At 75.5% G+C, this 21,966-nt stretch carries 16 protein-coding genes; 6 read left to right on the forward strand and 10 right to left on the reverse strand.

Annotation, left to right across the window (positions count from 1 at the left end; all coding sequences use genetic code 11):
- Nucleotides 1–94: 94 nt before the first annotated feature.
- Entirely contained in the window at nt 95–1,324 is a 1,230-nt protein-coding gene (locus FHX74_RS00870; protein WP_182558209.1) for an MFS transporter, read from the forward strand.
- Nucleotides 1,325–1,502: 178 nt separating this feature from the next.
- On the opposite strand, the gene FHX74_RS00875 is transcribed toward FHX74_RS00870, so the two are convergent.
- Nucleotides 1,503–2,618 carry a LacI family DNA-binding transcriptional regulator gene (locus FHX74_RS00875; protein WP_182558210.1) on the reverse strand — a complete coding sequence of 372 codons (1,116 nt, stop codon included), beginning with the start codon at nt 2,616–2,618 and terminating at the stop codon, nt 1,503–1,505.
- 195 nt (nt 2,619–2,813) lie between these two features.
- On the opposite strand from FHX74_RS00875, the gene FHX74_RS00880 reads away from it, so the two are divergent.
- From FHX74_RS00880 to FHX74_RS00900, 5 genes are read left to right on the forward strand one after another with little or no spacing between them, the layout of a single operon-like run.
- A complete protein-coding gene (locus FHX74_RS00880; protein ID WP_328823550.1) occupies nt 2,814–4,019 on the forward strand; it encodes a Gfo/Idh/MocA family protein in 1,206 nt (401 codons plus the stop codon).
- On the forward strand, nt 4,016–5,206 hold the full coding sequence (locus FHX74_RS00885) for a dihydrodipicolinate synthase family protein (RefSeq protein ID WP_328823551.1): 1,191 nt from the start codon (nt 4,016–4,018) through the stop codon (nt 5,204–5,206). The genes FHX74_RS00880 and FHX74_RS00885 overlap by 4 nt, the downstream gene beginning before the upstream one ends.
- Complete coding sequence (locus FHX74_RS00890) at nt 5,203–6,042, forward strand: sugar phosphate isomerase/epimerase family protein (RefSeq protein WP_182558211.1); 840 nt, start codon at nt 5,203–5,205, stop codon at nt 6,040–6,042. Before FHX74_RS00885 ends, FHX74_RS00890 begins: the two co-directional genes overlap by 4 nt.
- A 46-nt stretch (nt 6,043–6,088) precedes the next feature.
- The gene (locus FHX74_RS00895; protein ID WP_220483361.1) at nt 6,089–7,024 is read left to right on the forward strand and encodes an NAD-dependent epimerase/dehydratase family protein; all 936 of its coding nucleotides are present in this window, start codon (nt 6,089–6,091) and stop codon (nt 7,022–7,024) included.
- A 58-nt stretch (nt 7,025–7,082) separates the two neighbouring features.
- A complete protein-coding gene (locus FHX74_RS00900) occupies nt 7,083–8,405 on the forward strand; it encodes an enolase C-terminal domain-like protein (protein ID WP_182558213.1) in 1,323 nt (440 codons plus the stop codon).
- On the opposite strand, the gene FHX74_RS00905 is transcribed toward FHX74_RS00900, so the two are convergent.
- From FHX74_RS00905 to FHX74_RS00945, 9 genes are all read right to left on the reverse strand, one after another.
- Nucleotides 8,378–9,382 (reverse strand): sucrase ferredoxin, encoded by a 1,005-nt coding sequence (locus FHX74_RS00905; RefSeq protein WP_182558214.1) that lies wholly within the window; start codon nt 9,380–9,382, stop codon nt 8,378–8,380. The two genes, FHX74_RS00900 and FHX74_RS00905, sit on opposite strands and share 28 nt — an antisense overlap.
- Nucleotides 9,383–9,397: 15 nt before the next feature.
- On the reverse strand, nt 9,398–10,651 hold the full coding sequence (locus FHX74_RS00910) for a cupin domain-containing protein (RefSeq protein WP_182558215.1): 1,254 nt from the start codon (nt 10,649–10,651) through the stop codon (nt 9,398–9,400).
- A 21-nt stretch (nt 10,652–10,672) separates the two neighbouring features.
- Nucleotides 10,673–10,951, reverse strand: coding sequence for a BatC protein (locus FHX74_RS00915; protein WP_182558216.1), 279 nt, complete (start codon nt 10,949–10,951; stop codon nt 10,673–10,675).
- Nucleotides 10,952–11,175: 224 nt separating this feature from the next.
- Nucleotides 11,176–14,733: a BTAD domain-containing putative transcriptional regulator gene (locus FHX74_RS00920; protein ID WP_220483362.1), complete on the reverse strand. Its 3,558-nt coding sequence runs from the start codon at nt 14,731–14,733 to the stop codon at nt 11,176–11,178.
- A 161-nt stretch (nt 14,734–14,894) separates the two neighbouring features.
- Nucleotides 14,895–16,340, reverse strand: a complete 1,446-nt coding sequence (locus FHX74_RS00925) for an FAD-binding oxidoreductase (RefSeq protein ID WP_182558218.1) — start codon at nt 16,338–16,340, stop codon at nt 14,895–14,897.
- A gap of 240 nt (nt 16,341–16,580) precedes the next feature.
- Complete coding sequence (locus FHX74_RS00930; protein WP_182558219.1) at nt 16,581–18,866, reverse strand: alpha-L-rhamnosidase; 2,286 nt, start codon at nt 18,864–18,866, stop codon at nt 16,581–16,583.
- 56 nt (nt 18,867–18,922) lie between these two features.
- Complete coding sequence (locus tag FHX74_RS00935) at nt 18,923–19,573, reverse strand: LutC/YkgG family protein (RefSeq protein WP_182558220.1); 651 nt, start codon at nt 19,571–19,573, stop codon at nt 18,923–18,925.
- Nucleotides 19,570–21,126 (reverse strand): LutB/LldF family L-lactate oxidation iron-sulfur protein, encoded by a 1,557-nt coding sequence (locus tag FHX74_RS00940; protein WP_182558221.1) that lies wholly within the window; start codon nt 21,124–21,126, stop codon nt 19,570–19,572. The genes FHX74_RS00935 and FHX74_RS00940 overlap by 4 nt, the downstream gene beginning before the upstream one ends.
- Nucleotides 21,123–21,941: a (Fe-S)-binding protein gene (locus tag FHX74_RS00945; protein WP_182558222.1), complete on the reverse strand. Its 819-nt coding sequence runs from the start codon at nt 21,939–21,941 to the stop codon at nt 21,123–21,125. The genes FHX74_RS00940 and FHX74_RS00945 overlap by 4 nt, the downstream gene beginning before the upstream one ends.
- Between the last annotated feature and the right edge of the window lie 25 nt (nt 21,942–21,966).

The raw sequence follows: 21,966 nt of genomic DNA on the forward strand, positions 1-21,966 counted from the left end.
AGACAGAACCGGCGCGACAGCACCCCGTCGGGGTTGAGAGTGTGTCCGGGTGGAGCCCAAGACACCCGCTGCCCCCGCGTCGACGCCGGGGCCGGTGCCTGCGCCCGTGCCGGGTCGTGGCCGGCGGGCACCCGGCCGGCTCGCCGTGCTGGTGGTCTCGCAGCTGCTGGCCGGGGTCGGCGTGGCCAGCGGGATCGCGGTCGGCGGAGTGCTGGCCGAGCGGCTGACCGGGACCACCGCGCTCGCCGGGTTCGCCCAGACCTGCTCGGTGCTCGGCGCGGGCCTCTGGGCCATCCCGCTGGCCCGGCTGGCCCAGCGCCGCGGCCGCCGCTGGGGGCTCGGCGCGGGCTACCTGCTCGCCTTCCTCGGCACCCTGCTGGTGCTGACCGCGGTGGCCGCCGACCTGGTCCCGCTGCTGTTCCTCGGGTTCGGCTGCTTCGGGGCCGCCACCGCCGCCGGGCTGCAGGCCCGGTTCGCCGCCACCGAGCTGGTCGACCCCGGCTACCGGGCACGGGCGATGTCGATCGTGCTCTGGGCGACCACCCTCGGCTCGGTCGCCGGGCCGAACCTCTCCGAGGTGGGCGCCGCGCTCGGGCGCCGGCTGGGCATCGAACCGCTCTCGGGGCCCTACCTGTTCAGCCTGGTCGCCTTCGCCGCGGCCGCCGTGGTGATCGGCATCGCCCTCCAGCCGGCGCCGGTGCGGGCCGGGACGCGGCCCGAGGCGGCCCGTCCGTCGCTGCTCGACAGCCTGCGGACCACCCGTCGCAACCGGGCCGCGGTGCTCGCCGTGGTGGCGATCACCTGCAGCCACACCGTGATGGTCGGGGTGATGGTGATGACCCCGGTGCACATGGTCAACGACGGTTTCGGGCTCGGGCTGGTCGGTCTGGTGATCAGCATCCACATCCTCGGGATGTACGGCGCCAGCCCGTTGTTCGGCGTGCTCACCGACCGGATCGGCGCCCGCGGGGTGCTACTGATCGCGGTGCTCGTCTTCGCCGCCGCGCTGCTGGTCGCCGGGCTTTCCGGGCACGCCCACTTCCCGACGATGTCGCTGGCCCTCGGGCTGCTCGGGCTCGGCTGGTCGGCGGGCATGATCGGCGGCTCGACGCTGCTGACCACCACGGTGGCCGACCGGGACCGCACCTCGGTGCAGGGCGCCACCGACGCGATCATGAACGTCGCCGCGGCCGCGTCGTCGGCCCTCTCCGGGCTGGTGATGGGGTGGGCCGGCTACCCCGCGCTGGCGCTGGTCGCCGCGGTGGTGGTGGTGCCGATGGCGGTGCTGGTGCTCCGGGCCCGGCCGCGGACGTTGGCCGCCTGAGCCGCCCTTCGACAGGCTCAGGGCACGGGCCCTTCGACTGGCTCAGGGCACAAGAGGCGGGCTCAGGGCGCGGAGGGTGGGCTCAGGGCACGGGCCCTTCGACGGGCTCGGGGCACGGGCCCTTCGACAGGCTCAGGGCGCGGGAGGGCGGGCGCAGGGCACGGGCCCTTCGCCAGGCTCAGGGTGCGTCGCGGGGTGGGGTGCTCTCCCGGACCATCACCGCACCCTCGATCGGCAGCCGGGCCGGGTCGGCGCCGTCCTCGTCGTCGCGAAGGGCCAGCTCGACGGCCGCGCGGCCGATCTGGGCCAGCGGCAGGGCCACCGTGGTCAGCGAGGGGGTGACGTCGCGCAGGCTGTCGATGTCGTCGAACCCGGCCACCGCGACGTCGCGCGGCACCGCGACCCCGACGTCGCGCAGATAGACCATCGCGCCGACCGCCATCACGTCGTTGACCGCGAAGACCAGGTCGACGTCGGACAGCCCGCGGCGCCGCAGCTGCTCGGCGGCCAGGAAGCCGCCGTTGCGGGTGAACTCGCCGGGGATGATCCGGTCCTCGGGCACCGGGTGACCGTGCGCGGCGAAGGTGTCGACGAACCCGGCAGTGCGTTCCCGGGCGGTGGCCAGCCCGGCCGGTCCGGAGAGCACCGCGGGGGAGCGGTAGCCGAGCTGGATCATCCGCTCGGCCAGCGCCGCCGCCCCGGCCCCGTTCTGGATGTCGACGGTGCGGAAGGGCAGCGACGGCTGCGAGATCAGCGCCACCCGGCCGCCGTTGCGGCCGAACGCGGCCAGCTCGGCGGCGAGCTCGTCGTCCTGCGCGGAGCCGGTTCGCGACCCGGCCACGATGATCACCTTGGGCCGCTGGCCGCGGAGCACCCGGACCAGCACGCTCTCGCGCTCGGGCTGCCGCTCGGTGATGGCCAGCGTGGTGATCAGCCCGAGCTCCTCGGCGGCGTGCAGCACGCCCGAGGTGATCGAGGAGAAGTACGGGTCGGTGATGTCGGCGACCACCAGCGCGACGGTCAGGCTGCCGCCCTTGGCCACCGCCTGGGCGGCCAGGTTGGGGGAGTAGTCGAGCCGGCGGGCGGCGGCCAGCACCCGTTCGCGGTACTCGGGCCGGACGTTGCGGGTGCTGCCGTTGAGCGCCCGGGACGCGGTGGCCAGCGACACCCCGGCCTCGCGCGCGACCTGCTCGAGGGTCGGTGAGCCTGCGGGACCGGAGGGCGGCGGGACGGACGCCTCGCCGTCGGCGGTCGCTCCGGCGTGGGTGGGATCGGCCGGTTCTCGTCGGCTCACCACGCGACCCCCTGGGACGTCGTCGGCGGCGCGACGCACCGCCCGGGGCTCGCATCCTGCCAGAGCCGGACGCACTGTGGCCGCACTCGAGACCGTCGTCCGATCATTGACCCGCCCGCTCCGGCGGGGCTACGCTGGGAAAGCCCTTTCCGATCACCGACCAGCGCCGGTCCGCCGGCGACGAACAGGGGAACCGTGACCGACGACCGTCGTCCGCAGGCGCGGACCGCACCGCGGGTGCTCAAGATCGCCATGAACGGCGTCACGGGACGGATGGGGCTGCGCCAGCACCTGCTGCGGTCGATCCTGCCGATCCGCGACGAGGGTGGGCTGCAGCTCGCCGACGGCAGTCGGGTGCAGCTCGAACCGGTGCTGGTCGGGCGCAACGAGGCCAAGCTGGCCGAGCTGGCCGAGCGGCACAAGATCTCCGCCTGGACCACCGACGTCGACGAGGTGCTCGCCGACCCCAGCGTCGACGTGTTCTTCGACGCGGCGCTGACCACGCTGCGGTACGACCTGCTGCGGCGGGCGATCGGCGCCGGCAAGCACGTGTTCACCGAGAAGCCGACCGCCGACACCCTCGACCAGGCGGTCGATCTGGCCCGGCTGGCCCGGGGGGCCGGGATCACCGCAGGGGTCGTGCACGACAAGGTCTACCTGCCCGGGCTGATCAAGCTCCGCCGACTGGTCGAGGAGGGCTTCTTCGGCCGGATGCTCTCGCTGCGCGGCGAGTTCGGCTACTGGGTCTTCGACGGCACCACCCAGCCGGCCCAGCGCCCGTCCTGGAACTACCGCGCCGAGGACGGCGGCGGCATCGTCACCGACATGTTCTGCCACTGGAACTACGTGCTGGAGAACGTCATCGGTCCGGTCCGGTCGGTTACCGCCAAGGCCGTCACCCACCTGCCCGAGCGCCGCGACGAGCAGGGCCGGCCCTACGCCGCCACCGCCGACGACGCGGCATACGCGATCTTCGAGTGCGAGACCCCCGACGGGGACCGGGTGATCGCGCAGATCAACTCCTCCTGGACCGTCCGGGTGCACCGCGACGAGCTGGTCGAGTTCCAGGTCGACGGCACCGCGGGCTCGGCGGTCGCCGGGCTGCACCGCTGCGTCGCGCAGCAGCGGTCGCAGACCCCGATGCCGGTCTGGAACCCCGACCTCGCGCCGGACGGCAGCAAGGACCAGGACTTCCGCGCCCAGTGGCTCGAGGTGCCGGCGAACGCCCGGCTCGACAACGGCTTCCGGGTGCAGTGGGAGGAGTTCCTCCGCGACCTGCTGGCCGGGCGGCCGCACCGCTACGACCTGCTCTCGGCCGCCCGCGGCGTCCAGCTGGCCCAGCTCGGACTGGCCTCCTCGGCGCAGCGGCGCACCCTCGACGTCCCGGAGCTCGCGCTGTGAGCACCACCCTGCGGCTGCCGGGCCCGGACGGCCGGCCCGAGACCCACAGCCTCGGCGCCCCGGGCGACTGGACCCGGCCGACCGCCCCGATCAGCTCCCGGGTGGTGTTCGCCGCCGCGCACGTGGTGCCGCAGCCGCTGGCCGCCAACGTCCCCGGTGCGCCGGCGGAGATCGACTGGGACACCACCCTCGGGCTCCGGCACGAGCTGTGGGGCTGGGGTCTCGGGGTGGCCGACGCGATGGACACCGCGCAGCGCGGGATGGGCCTCGACTGGGCCGCGACCACCGAGCTGATCAAGCGCTCGGCGGCCGAGGCCGCCTCGGTCGGCGGCCGGGTGGCCTGCGGCGCGGGCACCGACCACCTCGACCTCACCGGGCTCGCTCCCGGCCCGCGCGGCCTGCAGACGGTGATCGACGCCTACCGCGACCAGCTCGACGTGGTCGCCGGGTCCGGCGCGCAGGTGATCATGATGGCCTCGCGCGCGCTGGCCGCGGTGGCCACCGGTCCGGACGACTACGCGCACGTCTACGGCACCCTGCTCGACGAGGTCGACGCGCCGGTGATCCTGCACTGGCTCGGCCCGATGTTCGACCCGGCGCTGGCCGGCTACTGGGGCAGCGACGACCTCGCGACGGCCACCGACACGGTGCTGTCGATCATCGCCGACCACGCCGACAAGGTCGACGGGATCAAGATCAGCCTGCTCGACGCCGACCACGAGCGCGACGTCCGGGCCCGGCTGGCGGCCGTCCCCGGCGCCCCGCGGCTCTACACCGGCGACGACTTCAACTATCCCGAGCTGCTCGACGACGACGCCGACGGCCGGCACTCCGACGCCCTGCTCGGGGTGTTCGCGGCGATCTTCCCGGCCGCCTCGACCGCCCTGCAGGCCTGGGACGCCGGTGACGGCGCCCGCGCCCGGTCGATCATGGACGACACCCGCGAGCTCGGCCGGACCCTGTTCGAGGCGCCGACCTTCTACTACAAGACCGGGATCGCCTTCCTGTCCTGGCTCAACGGGCGCCAGCCGGGCTTCGCCATGGTCGGCGGGCTGCACGCCGGACGCTCGGTGCCGCACCTGGCCCGGGTGTTCCGGCTGGCCGACGCCGCCGGGCTGCTGCTCGACCCCGAGCTCGCGGCGGACCGGATGCGGCAGTACCTGCGCGTCCAGGGCGTTCCCGCGTGACCGGTCCCGACCGGCTGTCGCTCAACACCGCGACGATCAAGCACGCCGACCTGCCCACCGCGGTCGAGCTGGCCGCGGGCGCGGGGCTCGGCTGGGTCGGCCTGTGGCGCGACCGGGTGGCCGAGGTCGGGCTGGAGGTGGCGGCGAAGACGGTCGCCGAGGCCGGGCTGCGGGTCAGCTCGCTGTGCCGCGGCGGGTTCCTGACCGCGGCCGACGAGGACGGGCGACGGTCGGCGCTGGAGGACAACCGGCGGGCGATCGAGGAGGCCGCGGCCCTCGGCACCGGTGAGCTGATCATGGTCGTCGGCGGGTTGCCGACCGGCAGCCGCGACCTGGTCGGCGCCCGGCAGCGGGTGGCCGACCGGCTCGCCGAGCTCGCGCCGTACGCCGCCGAGCACCGGGTCCGGCTGGTGCTCGAGGCGCTGCACCCGATGTACGCCGCCGACCGGGCGGTGATCTCGACCCTCGGTCAGGCGCTCGACCTGGCCGCGCCGTTCGACCCGGCTGTGGTGGGCGTGGTGGTCGACACCTTCCACGTCTGGTGGGATCCCGAGCTGCCGCAGCAGGTCGCCCGGGCCGGTCGCGAGGGACGGGTCGCCTCCTACCAGGTCTGCGACTTCAACCTGCCGATCGCCGCCGACGCGTTGCTCTCGCGCGGGATGATGGGCGACGGCGTGATCGACTTCGCCGCGGTCAGCCGGATGGTCGCGGCCACCGGCTACGCCGGACCGGTCGAGGTCGAGATCTTCAATGCCGACGTCTGGGCGGCGCCTCCCGGCGAGGTCGTCCGGACGATGTGCGACCGTTGGGTCGACCTGGTGGCGCCCTGGATCTGAGGCGCTCCCGCCGCGTCGCCCGGGTGCCCCGGGCGAGAGGAGTCCCGTGTCCGACACCCCCGACCCGACCACCGGTGCGCGTCCGGCCCGTCGTGTGCTCGTCACCGGCGCGTCCGGTCGGATCGGCACCGGGGTGGTCCGGTCGCTGACCGATGCCGGTGACACCGTGGTCGCGCTCGACCGCGCCGGCACGCCCGATCCGTCCGGGCCGTCCGGCGGCGAGCGCCTCGACGGCGTCGAGCGCATCGAGGGCGACGCCACCGACCGCGCCGTGGTCGTCCGGGCCCTCGACGGGGTGGACGCGGTGGTGCACCTGGCGGCCATCCCGCACCCGTCGCTCGACACCCCGTTCGCGGTCTACGCCCAGAACGTCGTCGGCACCTGGGCGGTGCTGACCGCCGCCGTCGAGGCCGGGATCCGCCGGGTGGTCGCGGCCTCGAGCATCAACGCGCTGGGCATCCCGTTCAACCCGCACCGGCCGCTGCCGCCCTACTTCCCCCTCGACGAGGACGTCCCGCCCGATCTGGCCGACGCCTACTCGCTGTCCAAGCGGTCCGGCGAGCTCGCCGCCGAGACGGCCGCCCGCGCCTGGGGGCTGTCGGTGGTGTCGTTCCGGTTCCCGCTGACCGCCGACGCCGACGCGCTCCGGCACGCCTCGGCCCGCACCACCGAGGCCCCGGAGACCGCGGTCCGCGAGGGCTGGTCCTACCTCGACGTCCGCGACGCCGGGGCGGCCTGCCGGGCCGCGCTGGAGTCCACCCACCCCGACCTCGACGGCCGGGCGGTGGCGCTGCACCTCGGAGCCGAGGACACCCTGATCGACGCGCCCACCGCAGCGCTGCTCGACCGCTGGGCCCCGGACGTGCCGCGCCGCCGGCCGCTGCCCGGGCGCGCGGCGCTGGTCGACACCGGGCGGGCGCGGCGACTGATCGGCTTCCGCCCGGTGCACTCCGTGCACTCCGAGCACACCGCCGATTTGTGAGCCGACCCACCCGCTGAGTTGCCCACCGAAATCCTGGCCACTTCCGAGGAGGACACCGATGTCCCTGCCCGCTGACGAATCGGTCGGCGCCCCCGCCGACGCGCCCACGGCCGAGGCCCCGAGCCGGCCCGCGACCTTCGACGACCCCTGGGCGGTCGCCGCGGACGTCCGGATCACCGGTGTCCGGGCGATCGCCACCGCTCCCGAGGGGATCGCCCTGGTGGTGGTCCGGGTCGACACCGACGTCGACGGGCTCTACGGGCTCGGCTGCGCGACCTACACCCAGCGCTGGCGGGCGGTGATCCCGTTCGTCGAGGAGCACCTGGCCCGGCTGGTGGTCGGGCGCTACCCCGGCGACATCGAGGACCTGACCCGGCTGGTGCGCTTCTCCGGCTACTGGCGCGAGGGGCCGGTGGAGAACAACGCGCTGTCCGGGCTGGACATGGCGCTGTGGGACATCGCGGGGAAGCGCGCTGGGCTGCCGGTCCACGAGCTGCTCGGCGGCCGGGTCCGGGCCGCCGCCGACACCTACCTGCACGCCGGCGGCGCCACCGTCGAGGAGACTCTCGACCAGGCTGAGGCGCTGGTCGCCCGCGGCCAGCGGCACGTCCGGATCCAGACCGGGCAACCGGGCATCGGCGCCTACGGCGCGCCCGGGCTCGACGAGCCGCCGGACCGGCGGGTGCCCTATCCGGCCGGCTGGGACGTCGAGCGGTACCTCGGCGACGTCCCGCGGCTGTTCGCCGCCGCCCGGGAGCGGTTCGGCGAGCGGATCGAGCTGCTGCACGACGTCCACAACCGGCTGACGCCCAAGCAGGCGGTCTGGCTGGCCCGCGCGGTCGAGCCGTACCGGCCGTTCTTCCTCGAGGACGTGCTCGCGCCCGAGCACTGGGACCGGCTGCCCGAGGTGCGCGCCGCCTCGCCGGTGCCGATCGCGGTCGGCGAGCTGGCCACCAGCCAGACCGACGCGGCCCGGCTGATCCTGGGCGGCGGGGTCGACCTGATCCGCTGCCACATCTCGGCGATCGGCGGGCTGACCCCGGCCAAGAAGCTCAGCGTGCTGGCCGAGTACACCGGCGTCCGGACCGCCTGGCACGCCCCGGGCGACACCTCACCGATCGCGGCCGCGGCCAACGTGGCGGTCGACGTCACCACCGCCGCCTTCGGGATCCAGGAGGGCCACGTCTACCCCGAGGCCGTGCACGAGGTCTTCCCCGGCACCCTCGACATCGTCGACGGCTGGCTGACCCCGAACGAGGCGCCCGGCTGGGGCATCGACCTCGACGAGGCGGCGGCCGCGCGCTACCCGGCCGAGCTGTCCGGGCACGACGCCTGGGCGGCCGGGGTCCGCGGTCACGACGGCGGTCTGATCGCTCCCTGACCGACCAGCCCGGCCGGGCCGTCGATGTCCTCGACCCGGTAGAGCAGGCTCGAGGTCTCGCTGACCGCCCGGCAGGTCAGCCGGGCCTCCGGGGCGGCCGAGGCGCTCATCTGCACCTCGATCCCGTCGTCACCGACCGCGAAGCTCACCTGCCAGCCGTTGAACCGGTCGCCGACGGTGCCGAGGTAGCGCAGCGTGTGGGCGTCGCGGCCGAGCCGGTCCAGCAGCACGGTCATCGCCGCCTGGGCGGGCGGCGGGTAGCCGGCGTACCCGCGCAGGTGGTCGGTCCGGACCCGGCCGGCCAGGTGGTCGGCCACCACGCCGGGTGCGGTCTCCGGGTCGAGCCGTCCGTAGTAGACGCCGTCGGGCAGCAGCACCACGTTGGGGGCGAACCGGTCGCCGCCGACGTGGCTCACCTCCCAGGTCTCCTCGGGCCAGTGCCGGGCCAGCTCGGCAGCCACCGGACGCCCGCGCAGCGCGCAGCAGACGTCCCGCGCGCCCTGGGTGCAGACCAGGATCAGCGGGCTCCCGGTGGCGCGCTCCGACGTCGGCTGCTCGAGCTCGCGGACCGCCGCCTCGAGGTCGGCCGGTTCGCGCCAGTGGCCCTGGACGGTGGCGGCCCCGCGGCGGGCGACCATCCAGCGCTTCTCGGCGGGCACCAGCGAACCGCGCCGACCGGGTCGCCGGATGGTCAGCAGCCGGGCTTCGGCGTGGTTCGCCGCGGCCCGCAGGTGGCGCTGGGTGGCCTCGTCGAGGTCGGAGCCGGCCAGCTCGTCGAGGCCCCAGGCACCCGGGTGCTCGACCAGCAGCCAGCGGGTGGCCGGCGGGGCGGTGCCGCTCAGCTGGTCGCCGCGCTCGCGGGCCGCGTCGGAGCAGCGCGCCGTGGTGCCGCGGGCCAGCCGCTCGAGCTCCGGCGTCGACGGGCTCTCCGGACCACCCGCGGCGCGGGAGGGGTCGACACCGGTCGTCGGGGGCACCGCGCCGTCAGCCCGTCAGCCGCGGACCGCGACCGCGGCGCGCAACAGCGTGCGGGCGAGCTCGACCCCGAGCTCGGCGACCGGCGTGGGCTCACCGGCCAGCAGGGGTTTGACCGCCGCCACCTGGGCGGGCTCGAGGGTGAGCCGTCCGGCCCGGCTGACCAGCACGGTGCCGTCGGGCTCGTCGACCAGCTCGGCCCGCAGGTGCGGACGCAGCACCAGCCGGTCCTCGGGCTCGAGGCCCGCCGCCGCCCGGAGCTGGGCCAGCGGACCGACCGGCGCGGCGCGCTGGGCGTCGCGGGCCTGCCGGCCGAGCGCCCGGGCCACCACGTGGTCGGGCACCGCCCGGACCGCGGCGACGAGCTTCTCGCGGATCAGGTCTATCGCGGGCCCGAGGTCGTCGGTGGCCCCGGCGTCGACACCGAACGGAAGCGAGCCGCGCGCCTCGACGTCGGTGGTCAGCGCCTCGAGCGCCGCGGCGCCGAGCTGCTCGGCGAGGTGGTAGCGGGTCCAGGCGTGGACGCCGATGGTCAGGTGGGTGCTGACCCCGCCGAGCGCCTTGGCCGCGTGCAGGTAGCCCCGCGGCAGGTACAGGCAGTCGCCAGGCCGGAGCACGGTGTGGATCAGCGGCTCGCGGGCCGCCTCGGCGCGGACGTCGGACCGCCGGTCGGTCCACGGCTGGGTGCGCAGCGGTGCGTCGAGGACGGGAGCGTGGATGGTCCACTCCTTCTCGCCGTCGATCTGCAGCACGAACACGTCGTGCACGTCGTAGTGGTCGTCGAACCCCTGGTTCTGCGGCGGGGTGACGTAGGCGTTGGCCTGGACGGGGTGGCCGAGCTCGGCGGCCAGCTGCTGGCAGAAGTCGAGGATCGGCGGCCAGACCCGGTGCAGCCCCTGCAGCACCATCGTGGCGCCGGAGGCGAAGAGCTCGGTCAGCTTGTCGTCGCTGACCTGGTCACCCACGGTGGCGCCGATCCCGCCGCCGGCGGTGAACGAGGCCACCGGGAGGGTCGAGCCGTCCTTGGCCACCCGGAGGAACGGGCTGCGCAGCCCACGGTCGGAGACCAGCTCGTCGACCGCGGCGGCGTCGAGCAGGTCGGTGAAGTCGCCGCCCAGCTCGGCGGCGGTGGAGAGCAGCGGCGCCCGGCCCCAGTGGGCGCCGGCGAACGCCTCGGCGCCCAGGGTGATCAGCCGGTCGAGAGCGGGCGTCGCGCCGGCCGGGTGCCCGGCGACCGTGGGGTCGCCGGGCACACCTGCGTCGTTCGTCATGCGGTGGGTTCGGTCCGCGGCTCAGGCGCCGCCGTCGGCGCCGCCGTCAGCGCCGCCGTCCTGCTGACCGGGAACGCCGTCAGCGCCGCCGTCGGCCGGGCCCTCGGCCCCGCCGTCCGCACCGCCGTCAGCACCACCGTCAGCACCACCGTCGTGCTGGCCGGGGGTACCCGACGCACCACCGTCCGCGGGGCCCTCGGTGTGGGCGCCGCCGTCGGCACCGCCGTCCGCGCCGCCGTCGTGCTGTCCGGGAACGCCCTCGGCGCCGCCGTCGGCCGGACCCTCGGTCTCTTCGCTCATCGCACACCTCCGTGTCTCCCGCGGGTCGGGCCCGCGAGCTCGGAACGGAGCCGGACGGCACCGTCACCCCGAGGTATATCAACCCCGGGCAAGCACTCCGGTGCCGCCCTCGGCCCCCGACGACGGCCGCATCCGCGGCCGACCAGAGGCGCGAAGGAACGCGTTTGAGGCGGTGCCCGACGGGGTACACACACCCTCTGGCCGACGGCGCGGGCCACCGCCGGTCAGCTGCGGACGACCTCGGCGGCCAGCGCCTCCGCACGCGCGGCCAGCCGGTCCATCCCCAGCCGCTCCGCCTCCCGGCGGACCGCGGCGACCTCGTCCGGATCGGGGCCACCAGCTTCGCCCGGCCGGTCGTCGAGAGCGAGCTCGAGATCGAGCAGCCGGGCCCGGAGCAGATGTCGGGACGCGCGCTGCGCACGACACAGCTCGCGGGCTGCGGCGACCCGGGTCCGCGCCGTCGTCGGGTCGCCGACCAGCCGGCTGAGCCGGGCCAGCGCGAGGTCGACCGGGCCGACGTTGCCCACGTGGCCGATCGCCGCGACCTGCCCCGACCAGCGCGACAACCGCGTCCGCAGCGGCTCGGCCAGCTCGGCCAGCCCCAGGTCGGCGACGGTGTGGGCGAGCAGGGTCAGCCGTCCGTGGGTGGTCCAGATGACCGGCTCGGGGCGGGCGATCTCCGCGGTCAGCGCCTCCACCGACCCGGGACGCCGCTGCAGTGCGGCGACGATCACCCGCAGCCAGAACAGCGCCGGGCCGGCCAGCGGGATCTCCAACCCGTCGAGCCGGTCGCGGTCCCAGGCCACCGAGATCTTCGACAGCTCGAAGACGCCGTCGTTGTAGAGCTCGGTCTCCGCGTGCACCTGCCAGGCGCGCTCGAACTGCTCGGCCGCCCGGTCGAGGTCCTCGCCGTGCCACTGGGTGAGCTCGGCCTCGATCCAGCGCAGCTGCGCCCGGCTGACCGGGAGCCGTAGCTCGTCGGCGGCGGCGATCCCGTCGCGGACGTGGGCGGCGGCCTCGTCGACCCGGCCGAGCAGCAGCGAGGTCAGCGCCCCGAGGTTGTGGCAGAACACGGCGTCGAGCCGGGACTGGTCGTGCGGCAGCCCGGCCAGCCGGGTCAGCACCGCGTCCACCTCGGCGGCCCGGTCCGCGACGCCGGAGTAGGTGATGGCCCGGGCCAGCAGCGCGTCGGCCAGCGCGTCGGGGTCGTCGAGCCGCTCGGCCACCGCGATCGCCTCGCGCCCGAGCCGGTCGGGGACGTCCGGGTCCGGGTGGTAGCAGGAGCCGACCGCGAGGGTGGCCAGCACCCGCACCCGGTCGGCCGGGCTGTCCTCGAGCAGCCCGGTCAGCTGCTCGAGCCGCCGGATCAGCACGCTGTCCGGGGTGGTGCCGTAGACCGCCCACGGCCAGGCGCCGCTCGACCTCAGCAGCGAGACGGCGATCCGCCCGCAGGCCTCGAGCCGACCGGTGTCGATGGCCCGGGCCAGCTCCTCGTCGACGGTCTCGACCGCGGTGGTGCCGCGTCCGGACCGGGCGTAGGCGGTCACCTGCGCAGCGACCAGGTCGCCACGGTCCTGCTGGGCCGACGGCGGGAGCAGGTCGAGCGCCTGCAGCGCGCCGCCCCACCAGTAGGCGGCGTCGGCGGACTGCCAGCGCGCGGCCGCCTGTTCGGCGGCGGCCCGGCAGGCCGCGACGGTCTCGGCCGGGTCGCCGAGCGGGAGCGCGGCCAGCAGGTGCGCGGCCCGTTGGTGGACGGCCTCGGGACGTCCGCGGTCGGCCACCTCGTCCGCGATCCGCAGGTGCAGCCGCTGCCGACGGAGTCCGGTCAGCCCGTCGGCCACCTGTTCGCGCATCAGCGCGTGCACGAACGCGTACCCGCCGGGGGTGCCGTCGCCGCCGGCCACGATCAGGTGCTCGTCGGCGGCGTCATCGAGCAGGTCGGCGAGCTCGTCGCGGTCGAGCCGGAGGATCCGCTCGAGCAGGTCGACGTCGAGGGTCTGGCCGACCAGCGCGGCCACCCGGAGCACCCGCAGCACCTCGGCGTCGACGGTGGCGAGCCGTCGGTCGAGCACCGAGCGGACCGCGCCGGGGATCTCGCCCGCGCCCCGGCCCGACTCGGGCAGCCGGGCGTACTCGGCGACGAAGAACGGGTTGCCGCCGGTCCGCTCGGCCAGGGCGTCGGCCTCGGCCGGGGTGAGCGGGGTGGCGCTGACCCGGTCGGCGAGCCGGGCCACCTCGTCGGGCGACAGCGGCGGCACCACCACGTGCCGGGACCGGCTGGCCCGGACGACCGCGGCCAGCAGCCGGGCCTGCGGCAGGTCCCCGCCCGCCGGCACCGGACGGGTGGTCAGCAGCACGGCCAGCCCCGGCACCGGGGGTGACTGGGCGAGCACGGTCAGGAAGCCCAGCGTGGTGGGGTCGGCCCAGTGCACGTCGTCGAGATGGAGCAGCAGGCCGCCCGCCCCGGCGGCGTGCCGGGCCAGCACCGCGCGGACCCGTTCGATGGTGGCGAACCGGGCCGCGTCGACCTCCACCCCGGCGGGCGGGAGCAGCACGGCGTCCGGGTCCTCCCCGAGGTCGCGGAGCACCTGCCGGAGCGGCCACCAGGCCGGCTGGCCGGGCTCGTCCGGGCAGCGGCCGACGACGAGCGAGCCGCCGGCGTCGGCCCAGCGGGCCAGGCAGGCCTGGGCCAGCCGGCTCTTGCCGATCCCGGCGACGCCCTCGAGCACCGCCCAGCCGGTGCGCCCGGGCTCCAGCACCGCGGCCAGCGCGGCCAGCTCGGTGCTGCGGCCGATCAGGGTGTCGCTCTCCTCGCCGGCGCTGCTCGGGTCGCTCGGGTCTCCCGGGCCTCCCGGGGCGCGGTCTGCCGACGGGTCGCCCGGGTCCGCGGCCGGTCGGGTCGTCCTCGGGTGCGCCGCGTGGACCGGGGCCGGCTCGACCACCGGAGGGACCGACGAGACCGCGGCGGCGGGCGGGCGACCAGCCGTGAGACCCACGGTCGCGAGCGGGACGGCCGGCCCGGGCCAGCCGGCGAGCGCGGCGTCCTGGCGCAGGATGGCGCCCTGCAGGTCGCGGAGCGCGGGCCCGGGTTCGAGGCCGAGCTCTTCGTCGAGGCGGGTGGCGTGGGCGCGGTAGGTGTCCAGGGCCTCGGCGGTGCGACCGGCCCGGTGCAGCGCGACCAGGTGCAGCCAGCAGGCGCGCTCGTCGAGCGGGTGGTCGGCGTGCAGGGCGGCCGAGGTGTGCACGGCCTCGGTGACCCGGTCGAGCCCGAGCAGCCCGGCGACCAGCGTCTGTCGACAGGCGGTGCGCCGCTCCTCGGCGGCCGCGACCGCCGGGACGACCCAGTTTTCGTCGGCGAAGTCGGCGAGCAGCGGGCCCCGCCAGCGGTCGAGCGCGGCGGTGGCCGCGGTGACCGCGGTCGCCCAGTCCCGGTCGTCGGCGGCCCGGACGGCGCGGTCGGCGTCCTCGCGGAACCGGGCCAGGTCGAGCCCACCGGGGCCGACGGTGCAGCGGTAGCCCGGGGGCTGGCGGACGATCGGGGTGGTGGCGTCCTCGTCGCGGAGGACGCGGCGCAGGTTCGAGACGTAGGCCTGCAGGCTGGTGAGCACGCTGCCGGGCGGGTCGTCCCCCCAGACGTCGGCGACGATCCGGTCGGTCGAGACGGCGCGACCGGCCTCGAGCAGCAGCACGGCGAGCACCGCGCGCTGCTTGGGCGGGCCGAGCGGGAGCTGGACGCCGTCGCGCCGGACCTCGAGCGGGCCGAGGACGGCGAACTCCAGCACGGAGCCATTCTGTCGAGTCCCGGCCCGCGGCGTGGGCGGTTGGTCCAGCATCGGCCGGCTTTCTGTCGGGTCCGCACGATTTGGACCGGGGACCGGACGGGCGAGCGGCCGCCCCGGGTCGGACCCGGGACGGCCGCTCGCGTGCGGTGCGGACGAGGGCGTCAGCCGCGGAACGGCTCGGCGGCCACCAGCACCCGGTGCGGGTCGTAGCTGTCGGCCAGCGACCCGAGCCGGGCGAACGTCGCCGCGTCGTACATCCGGGCCACGCCGGCCGGGTCGGCGGTGGCGCTGAAGTTGGGCAGGTTGGTCGCGCTCGCCCCACCCAGGCTCCACGGCGCCAGTGCGTCGAGCAGCGCCGCGGCGTGCTGCTGGGCCGGCCCGACCACCGGCGGGACACCGAGCGAGATGGCCAGCAGGGTGAAGGCCGCCTCGCGGTGGCAGAGCGCGCTCGGCGTCGCCCCCGGCTCGGCCAGCGCCCCGCCGAGCAGCCGGAGCTCGACGATGATCTGCGGGCACGGCCGGTCCGGCTGGTCCGCGTCCGGCCCGGCCAGGGCCAGCAGCGTCTCGACCGCGGCCTCGGGCAGCTCGGCCAACAGGGTGGCCGTCTCGGTGCTCGGCATCGGGTCGACCGGGTCGGCGTGGATCATCCCGATCGCCGCGTACGGCATCGGCCCGACCCCACCGAACACCGGGGCGGCCACGCCGGTGACCGGCGCCAGCAGCGCCTGCGCCCGCTCGGGGTCGCCACCGACGTCGGCGAACCGGACGGCCAGCGTGGTCCGGCCGGCCAGCGGCTCGGGGACGCCGGGCATCGGCGGCAGCCGCAGCAGCGCGACCGAGGTGCTCACCTCGCGGGGCAGGGCCGGCGCCCAGGCGGCCCAGGCGCGGAGGACCTCGGCCGCGTGCTCGGCGGCGAAGAACAGGCAGCCGCCGACCAGCTCGGCGAGCTCGACCAGCTCGAACTCGACCGCGGTGACGATCCCCAGCGCGCCCTTGCCGCCGCGGAGCGCCCAGAACAGCGCCGGGTTCTCGGTGGCGGTGGCCCGACGGAGCTCGCCGTCGCCGGTCACCACGTCGAAGGCGACCACCCGGTCGGAGGCCCAGCCGTAGCTGCGGGCGACCGGGCCGAGCCCGCCGCCGGTCAGGTAACCAACCACGCCGACGTCGGGGGAGGAGCCGGCCAGCCCGGCCAGCCCGTGCGGGGCGGCGGCCTCGAGCACCTGCGCCCACTTCACGCCGGCGCCGACCCGGGCGATCCGGGTGGCCGGGTCGACGGTCAGCTCCTGCAGCGCCCCGGTGCGCAGCAGCACGCTCGGCCCGCCGACGGCGTACGCGCCGTGCCCGGTGGCCCGGACGGTGACGGTGAGCCCGTGGCCGGCGGCGTGCCGGACGGTGGCAGCGACGTCGGCGGCGTCCGCGGCCTCGACCACGGCCAGGTGCGCGGTGGCGTCGGCGGGGACGGCCACGTTCCACGGCATCGCCGCCCCGAGGAAGTCGGGGTGGTCGGGCAGCAGCAACCGGCCGCGGAGCGTGGCGGCGAGCAGGTCGAGCCCGGCGGTCGGGTCGGTGGTCGGGCTGGTGCTGATCGGGCTGGCGACGGTGGTCATGGCGACTCCTGCGGTGCGGTTCCGGTGGGCGATGACCGCAGCCTCACCGCAACCGCTTGGCGATCTCTTGGCCCCGCGGCCCGGGCTGCGTCGGGGCCCCGCCAAGCCGTCTCCAAGCCCGCTTGTCCCGACCGCCCTCCGCACCTTTGCGCCCCGCGCGTCATGGCTGCGCCCGGTCTACCGGGCGCCACCATGACCGCCGAGGCGCAAAGGTGGCGAGAGGGGGCGGGAGGAGGGGTGTCAGGCGGTGACCGTGTGCCGACCGGGGTCGAGGGTCTGTTCCTCGCGGCCGGGCAGCCGCAGGGTCGCGGTGGTGCCCGCCGGCACCGTCGCCTCGACGGTCAGCCGGTCGCCGTCGAGCTCCCAGTGGACGGCCGCCTCGCCGTGCGGGGTCTCCAGGCTGGTCTCGGCCCAGGTCAGCCCGCCGCCCGGCTGCGGGGCGATGAGCAGCGAGGCGTAGCCCGGCTCGGCCGGGGCGAGCCCGCCCACCACCCGGTGCATCCAGTCGGCCACCGCGCCGAGCGCGTAGTGGTTGAAGCTGGTCATCTGACCGGGGTTGATGGTGCCGTCGGGGAGCATCGAGTCCCAGCGCTCCCAGACCGTGGTGGCCCCCATGGTCACCGGGTAGAGCCACGACGGACAGCCCTCCTCGAGCAGCAGCCCGTACGCCTCGTCGAGGTGCCCGGTCAGGGTCAGCGCGTCGGTGACGAACGGGGTCCCGGCGAAGCCGGTGGAGATCCTGAACCCGCTCTCCACGGCGAGCGCGGCCAGCCGGTCGCCGGCCGCGCGCTGGTGGTCCTCGTCGAGCAACCCGAACACGATGGCCAGCGCGTAGACGGTCTGGCAGTCGCTGTGCACGACCTGACCGTCGCGGTCGACGTACTCGCGGGTGAACGCCGCCCGCAGGTCGGCGGCCTGGGTCTCGAACTCGCCGGCGTCCTCGTCGTGGCCGAGCAGCCGGGCCGCCGCCGCGGTGAGCACCGCCGTCCGGTAGGCGCAGGCGGTGGCCACCACGCCGATGTCGGCGCGTGCCTTGAACGGGTCGTCCGGCGGGGCCCCCGGGTCGAGCCAGTCGCCGAACTGGAAGCCGGTGTCCCAGACCCCGTTCGCGCTCAGCTGGGCGCGTTCGCGGCGGGTGTGTGCGGCCATCGTCGGGTAGGCCTCAGCCAGCGCGCCGAGGTCGCCGTAGGCCTGCCAGGCCGACCACGGCACCCACACCGCGGCGTCGCTCCACAGGCAGGTGGTCTCCTGCGGCTCGCCGGTGCCGTCGACGTGCCGCGGGCTGTACTTGAGCACGTCGGGGATGACGAAGGGGACCATGCCGTCGGCGTGCGCGGCCTCCTGGGCGACGTCGCGCAGCCAGTCGCGCAGGAACGCCGACGCGTCGTAGAGGTAGACCGCGCTCGGGGCGAACGCGGCGATGTCGCCGGTCCAGCCGAGCCGCTCGTCGCGCTGCGGGCAGTCGGTGGGGACGTCGACGAAGTTGCCGCGCATGCCCCAGACCACGTTGGCGTGGAACTGGTTGAGCAGGTCGTGGCTCGAGGCGAACCGGCCGGTGCGACGCAGGTCGGAGCCGATCACCACCGCGGTCAGCGCGTCCGGGTCGGCCTGCAGCGCGTCGATCCCGCCCGGCCAGCCGTCGACCTCGGCGTAGCGGAACCCGTGGAAGGTGAAGGTGGGTTCGAAGACGTCCTCGCCGCCGCTGAGGGTGACGTGGTCGGTGGCCCGGGCGGTCCGCAGCGGGCGGGTGCCGAGCTCGTCGTGCTCGAGCACCTCGGCGTGCCGCAGGGTGATCACCGCACCCGCGTCGCCCCGGGCCCTCACGCGCAGCCACCCGACCAGGTTCTGGCCGAAGTCGACCAGCACCTTGCCGGCCGGGGAGGTCCAGATGCGCTGCGGGGCGCGCTCCTCGGTGCGGACCACCGGCGGGCCGACGTACGGCTCGAGCATCACGGGATCGAGGTCGAGGGCGTGCACGCCGGTCCAGCCGTCCCCGGCGAAGCCGGGCGCCCGCCAGCCGTCGACCCGGCGCCGGGCGTCGATGTCCTCGCCGTCGTAGAGGTCGTTGGCGGTGACCGCGCTCGGCCCGGCGGTCCAGTGCTCGGTGTCGGTGGTGACCACCGCGGTGTGGCCGTCGGCGTAGGTCAGCTCGAGCTGCACCCAGCCACCGAGCTGCTCGCCGTAGATGTTCCGGCCGCCCGACCAGCCCAGCCGGCCGCGGTACCAGCCGTTGCCGAGCGCCAGCCCGATCACCAGCGGCCCGTCGCCCCCGGCGAGCACCTGCTCGGTGACGTCGTGGGTGCGGTAGCGGATCCGCCACTCGTAGCTCGTCCAGCCCGGGGTGAGCAGCTCGGCCGAGACCGGGCGGTCGTTGACCCAGGCCTCGACGACGCCCAGCGCGGACAGGTGCAGGGTGGCGCTGCTCACCTCCCCGTGCCCGGTCTCGAGGGTGAACTCGCCGCGGAGCAGCGGCGCGCCGTCGAACTCCTCGTCGGCGCTGATCATGGTGGCCTGCCAGTCGGGCATGGGGTTCCTTCGGTCTCGTCGGTGAGCGGTGGACGGAACGGGTGGAGGTGGTGTCCTCAGCGGACGATGATCACCTCGAGGGTGCGGGGGCCGTGGACGCCCTCGACCCGGTTGAGCTCGATGTCGCTGGTCGCGCTGGGTCCGCTGATCATGGTGATCGGCTCGGTCACCCCGTCGAGCCGGGCGACCGCCTGCGGGACGTCGGCGCAGACCTGGTCGAGACGCACCACGCAGAGGTGGTAGTCGGGCACCAGGGTGATCGCGCGGCGGCCCTGGTCGGCGGACCCGTCGAGGATCAGGGTGCCGGTCTCGGCCACCGCCACCGCGCACGCGGTGATCACCCCGTCGGCCCCGTCGAGCTCGGCGACGCTCAGCGGCTGGTCGCGGCTGTCGGCGAGCTGATCATGGGGGTAGCCGGCCAGCCAGGCCCCCTCGAGGCCGGAGGGCCGGACCAGCCGGTGGACGCCTCGGTCGGCCAGCGCCGCCGCGACGGTGTCGGCCAGCCCGTCGGCGTCGGTCCGCCGGACCAGTGCCTTGTAGTCGACCAGCCGGTCCACCAGCAGCTCGACCAGCTGATCATGGTCGCCGCGGCTGTCGTCGGCGGCCGACCGGTAGTCGCGGCTGATCGCCTCGTAGGGCAGGTCGGGCGGGGGTGCCGTCCGGTGCGCCGCCGCGATCCGGGCCAGGATCTCGCTCCGGGCGCTCACGGCTGCTGCCCTTCGACAGGCTCAGGGCGCGTGGGGGTGGGCTCAGGGCGCGTGGGTGCAGCGGACTGGTGGTGGGTGGCCCACCAGTCGCGGAAGGTCTGGCTCGGCGGCTGCGGCAGGTCGCGGGTGGCGCCCCACTGCCGGGCCACCGGGAGCGGGAGCTCGCCGATCACCCCGCGGCGGCGTCCGAGCACCCGGCCGAGCCGGCCGCCGCGGAGCGCCCGGGTCCACCGGCCCGGGTCGGCCATCACCCAGGACGCCGCCTTCATCGCGGCCGCCTCGGCGCCGGGCAGCCGCCGCTCGGCCGCGCGGGCCTCGGTGTGCTCGGCCCGCAGGTGCACCAGGATCGAGGGGATGTCGATCTTGACCGGGCAGGCGTCGTAGCAGGCGCCGCACAGCGACGACGCGTACGGCAGCGACGCGTTGTCCTCCACGCCGGTCAGCTGCGGGGAGAGGATCGCGCCGATCGGGCCGGGATAGACCGACCCGTAGGCGTGCCCGCCGGCCCGTTCGTAGACCGGGCAGACGTTGAGACAGGCGCTGCAGCGGATGCAGTTGAGCGCGTCGCGGCCCTGGTCGTCGGACAGCACCGCGGTCCGGCCGTTGTCCATCAGCACCAGGTGGAAGGCCTGTGGCCCGTCGCCCGGCGTCACCCCGGTCCACATCGACGTGTACGGGTTCATCCGCTCGCCGGTCGAGCTGCGCGGCAGCAGCTGGAGGAAGACCTCGAGGTCGCGCATCCGCGGGACCAGCTTTTCGATCCCCATCACGGTGATCAGAGTGTCGGGCAGGGTCAGGCACATCCGGCCGTTGCCCTCGGACTCGACCACGCCGAGGGTGCCGGTCTCGGCCACCGCGAAGTTCGCCCCGCTGATCGCCACCTTCGCCGAGAGGAACTTGCGCCGCAGGTGCAGCCGGGCCGCTCCGGCCAGCACCGCGGGCTCGTCGGTGAGGTCGGGGTCGACGTCGCCCATCTCGCGCAGGAAGATCTCCCGGATCTCCGCCCGGTTGCGGTGGATCGCCGGCACCAGGATGTGGCTCGGTTTGTCGTGCCCCAGCTGGACGATCAGCTCGGCCAGGTCGGTCTCGAAGGCGGCGATCCCGGCCGCCTCGAGCGCCTCGTTGAGCCCGGTCTCCTGGGTGGCCATCGACTTGATCTTGACCACCTCGTCGGACCCGGTGGCCCGGACCAGCTCGGTGACGATCGCGTTGGCCTCGGCGGCGTCGCGGGCCCAGTGCACCACGCCGCCGCGGGCGGTGACCTGCTGCTCGAGCTGGACGAGGTAGTCGGGCAGGTGCGCCATGGTGTGCACCTTGAGCTGGCGGCCGGCCTCGCGGAGCGCCTCCCAGTCGGGCAGCTCGGCGACCACCCGGGCCCGCTTGGCCCGGATGGTGCGGGTGGCGTTGCCAAGGTTGGCCCGCAGCTGGGTGTCGCTCAGCGCGTGCCGGGCGGCGTCGGGGAACGACTCCTCGCCGCGCAGGTGCCCGACCCCGGCGGGCGCGGTCGGCACCGCTCCGCGGCGCTGCGGCATGCCGAGCATGGTGGTGCTCATCGGGCCCGCTCCTCGACCACGGCGCCGACCGCGCGGACGGTGGACGACGGCCCGGCCGGCGCGGTCGGGGTGATGATCAACGGGTCCTCCCGGGTCGAGGCGAGGATCTGGGCCAGGTGGACGGTCCGGGTGCCGGCCCGCAGCCGGGACAGCCCGCCGCCGATGTGCATCAGGCAGGAGCTGTCGCCCGCGGTGCAGATCTCGGCACCGGTGTCGAGCACGTGGCGCATCTTGTCGGTCAGCATTGCCGCCGAGGTCTCGGCGTTCTTGATCGCGAAGGTGCCGCCGAACCCGCAGCACTGGTCGGCGTCGGGCAGCTCCCGCAGGTCGAGGCCCTCCACGGCCCCGAGCAGCTGCAGCGGCTTCTCCCCGACGCGGAGCATCCGCAGCGAGTGACAGGTCGGGTGGTAGGTGACCGTGTGCGGGAAGTACGCGCCGACGTCGGTCAGCCCGAGCACGTCGACCAGCAGCTCGGAGAGCTCGTAGGTCTTGGCCGCGGCCGCCGCCACCTGGGTCTCGAGCGCGGCGTCGCCGAACCGGCGCGCGACGATCGCGTGCTGGTGGCGGACCGAGCCCACGCACGAGCCCGACGGCACCACCACCGCGTCGCAGTCGGCGAACACCTCGCCGAAGCTGCGCACCATCGGCAGCGCGTCGGCCTGGTAGCCGGTGTTGACGTGCATCTGGCCGCAGCAGGTCTGGTCGACGGGGAAGACCACCTCGTGCCCGAGCCGTTCGAGCAGCCGGACGGTGGCCCGACCGACGTCGGGGAACAGCGCGTCGGCCAGGCAGGTGATGAACAAGCCGATTCTCACCGAGCGAGTCTCCCCTCCGGGCGGT

The sequence above is a fragment of the Microlunatus kandeliicorticis genome, assembly GCF_014137855.1.
In the GTDB taxonomy this organism is placed as follows: Bacteria; Actinomycetota; Actinomycetes; order Propionibacteriales; family Propionibacteriaceae; genus Microlunatus; species Microlunatus kandeliicorticis.

Coding starts and splice junctions, on each gene's coding strand:
- FHX74_RS00940 (WP_182558221.1), bottom strand. CDS start 21,126: ATGAGCACCACCATGCTCGGCATGCCGCAGCGCCGCGGAGCGGTGCCG.
- FHX74_RS00925 (WP_182558218.1), bottom strand. CDS start 16,340: ATGACCACCGTCGCCAGCCCGATCAGCACCAGCCCGACCACCGACCCG.
- FHX74_RS00915 (WP_182558216.1), bottom strand. CDS start 10,951: ATGAGCGAAGAGACCGAGGGTCCGGCCGACGGCGGCGCCGAGGGCGTT.
- FHX74_RS00930 (WP_182558219.1), bottom strand. CDS start 18,866: ATGCCCGACTGGCAGGCCACCATGATCAGCGCCGACGAGGAGTTCGAC.
- FHX74_RS00910 (WP_182558215.1), bottom strand. CDS start 10,651: ATGACGAACGACGCAGGTGTGCCCGGCGACCCCACGGTCGCCGGGCAC.
- FHX74_RS00900 (WP_182558213.1), top strand. CDS start 7,083: ATGTCCCTGCCCGCTGACGAATCGGTCGGCGCCCCCGCCGACGCGCCC.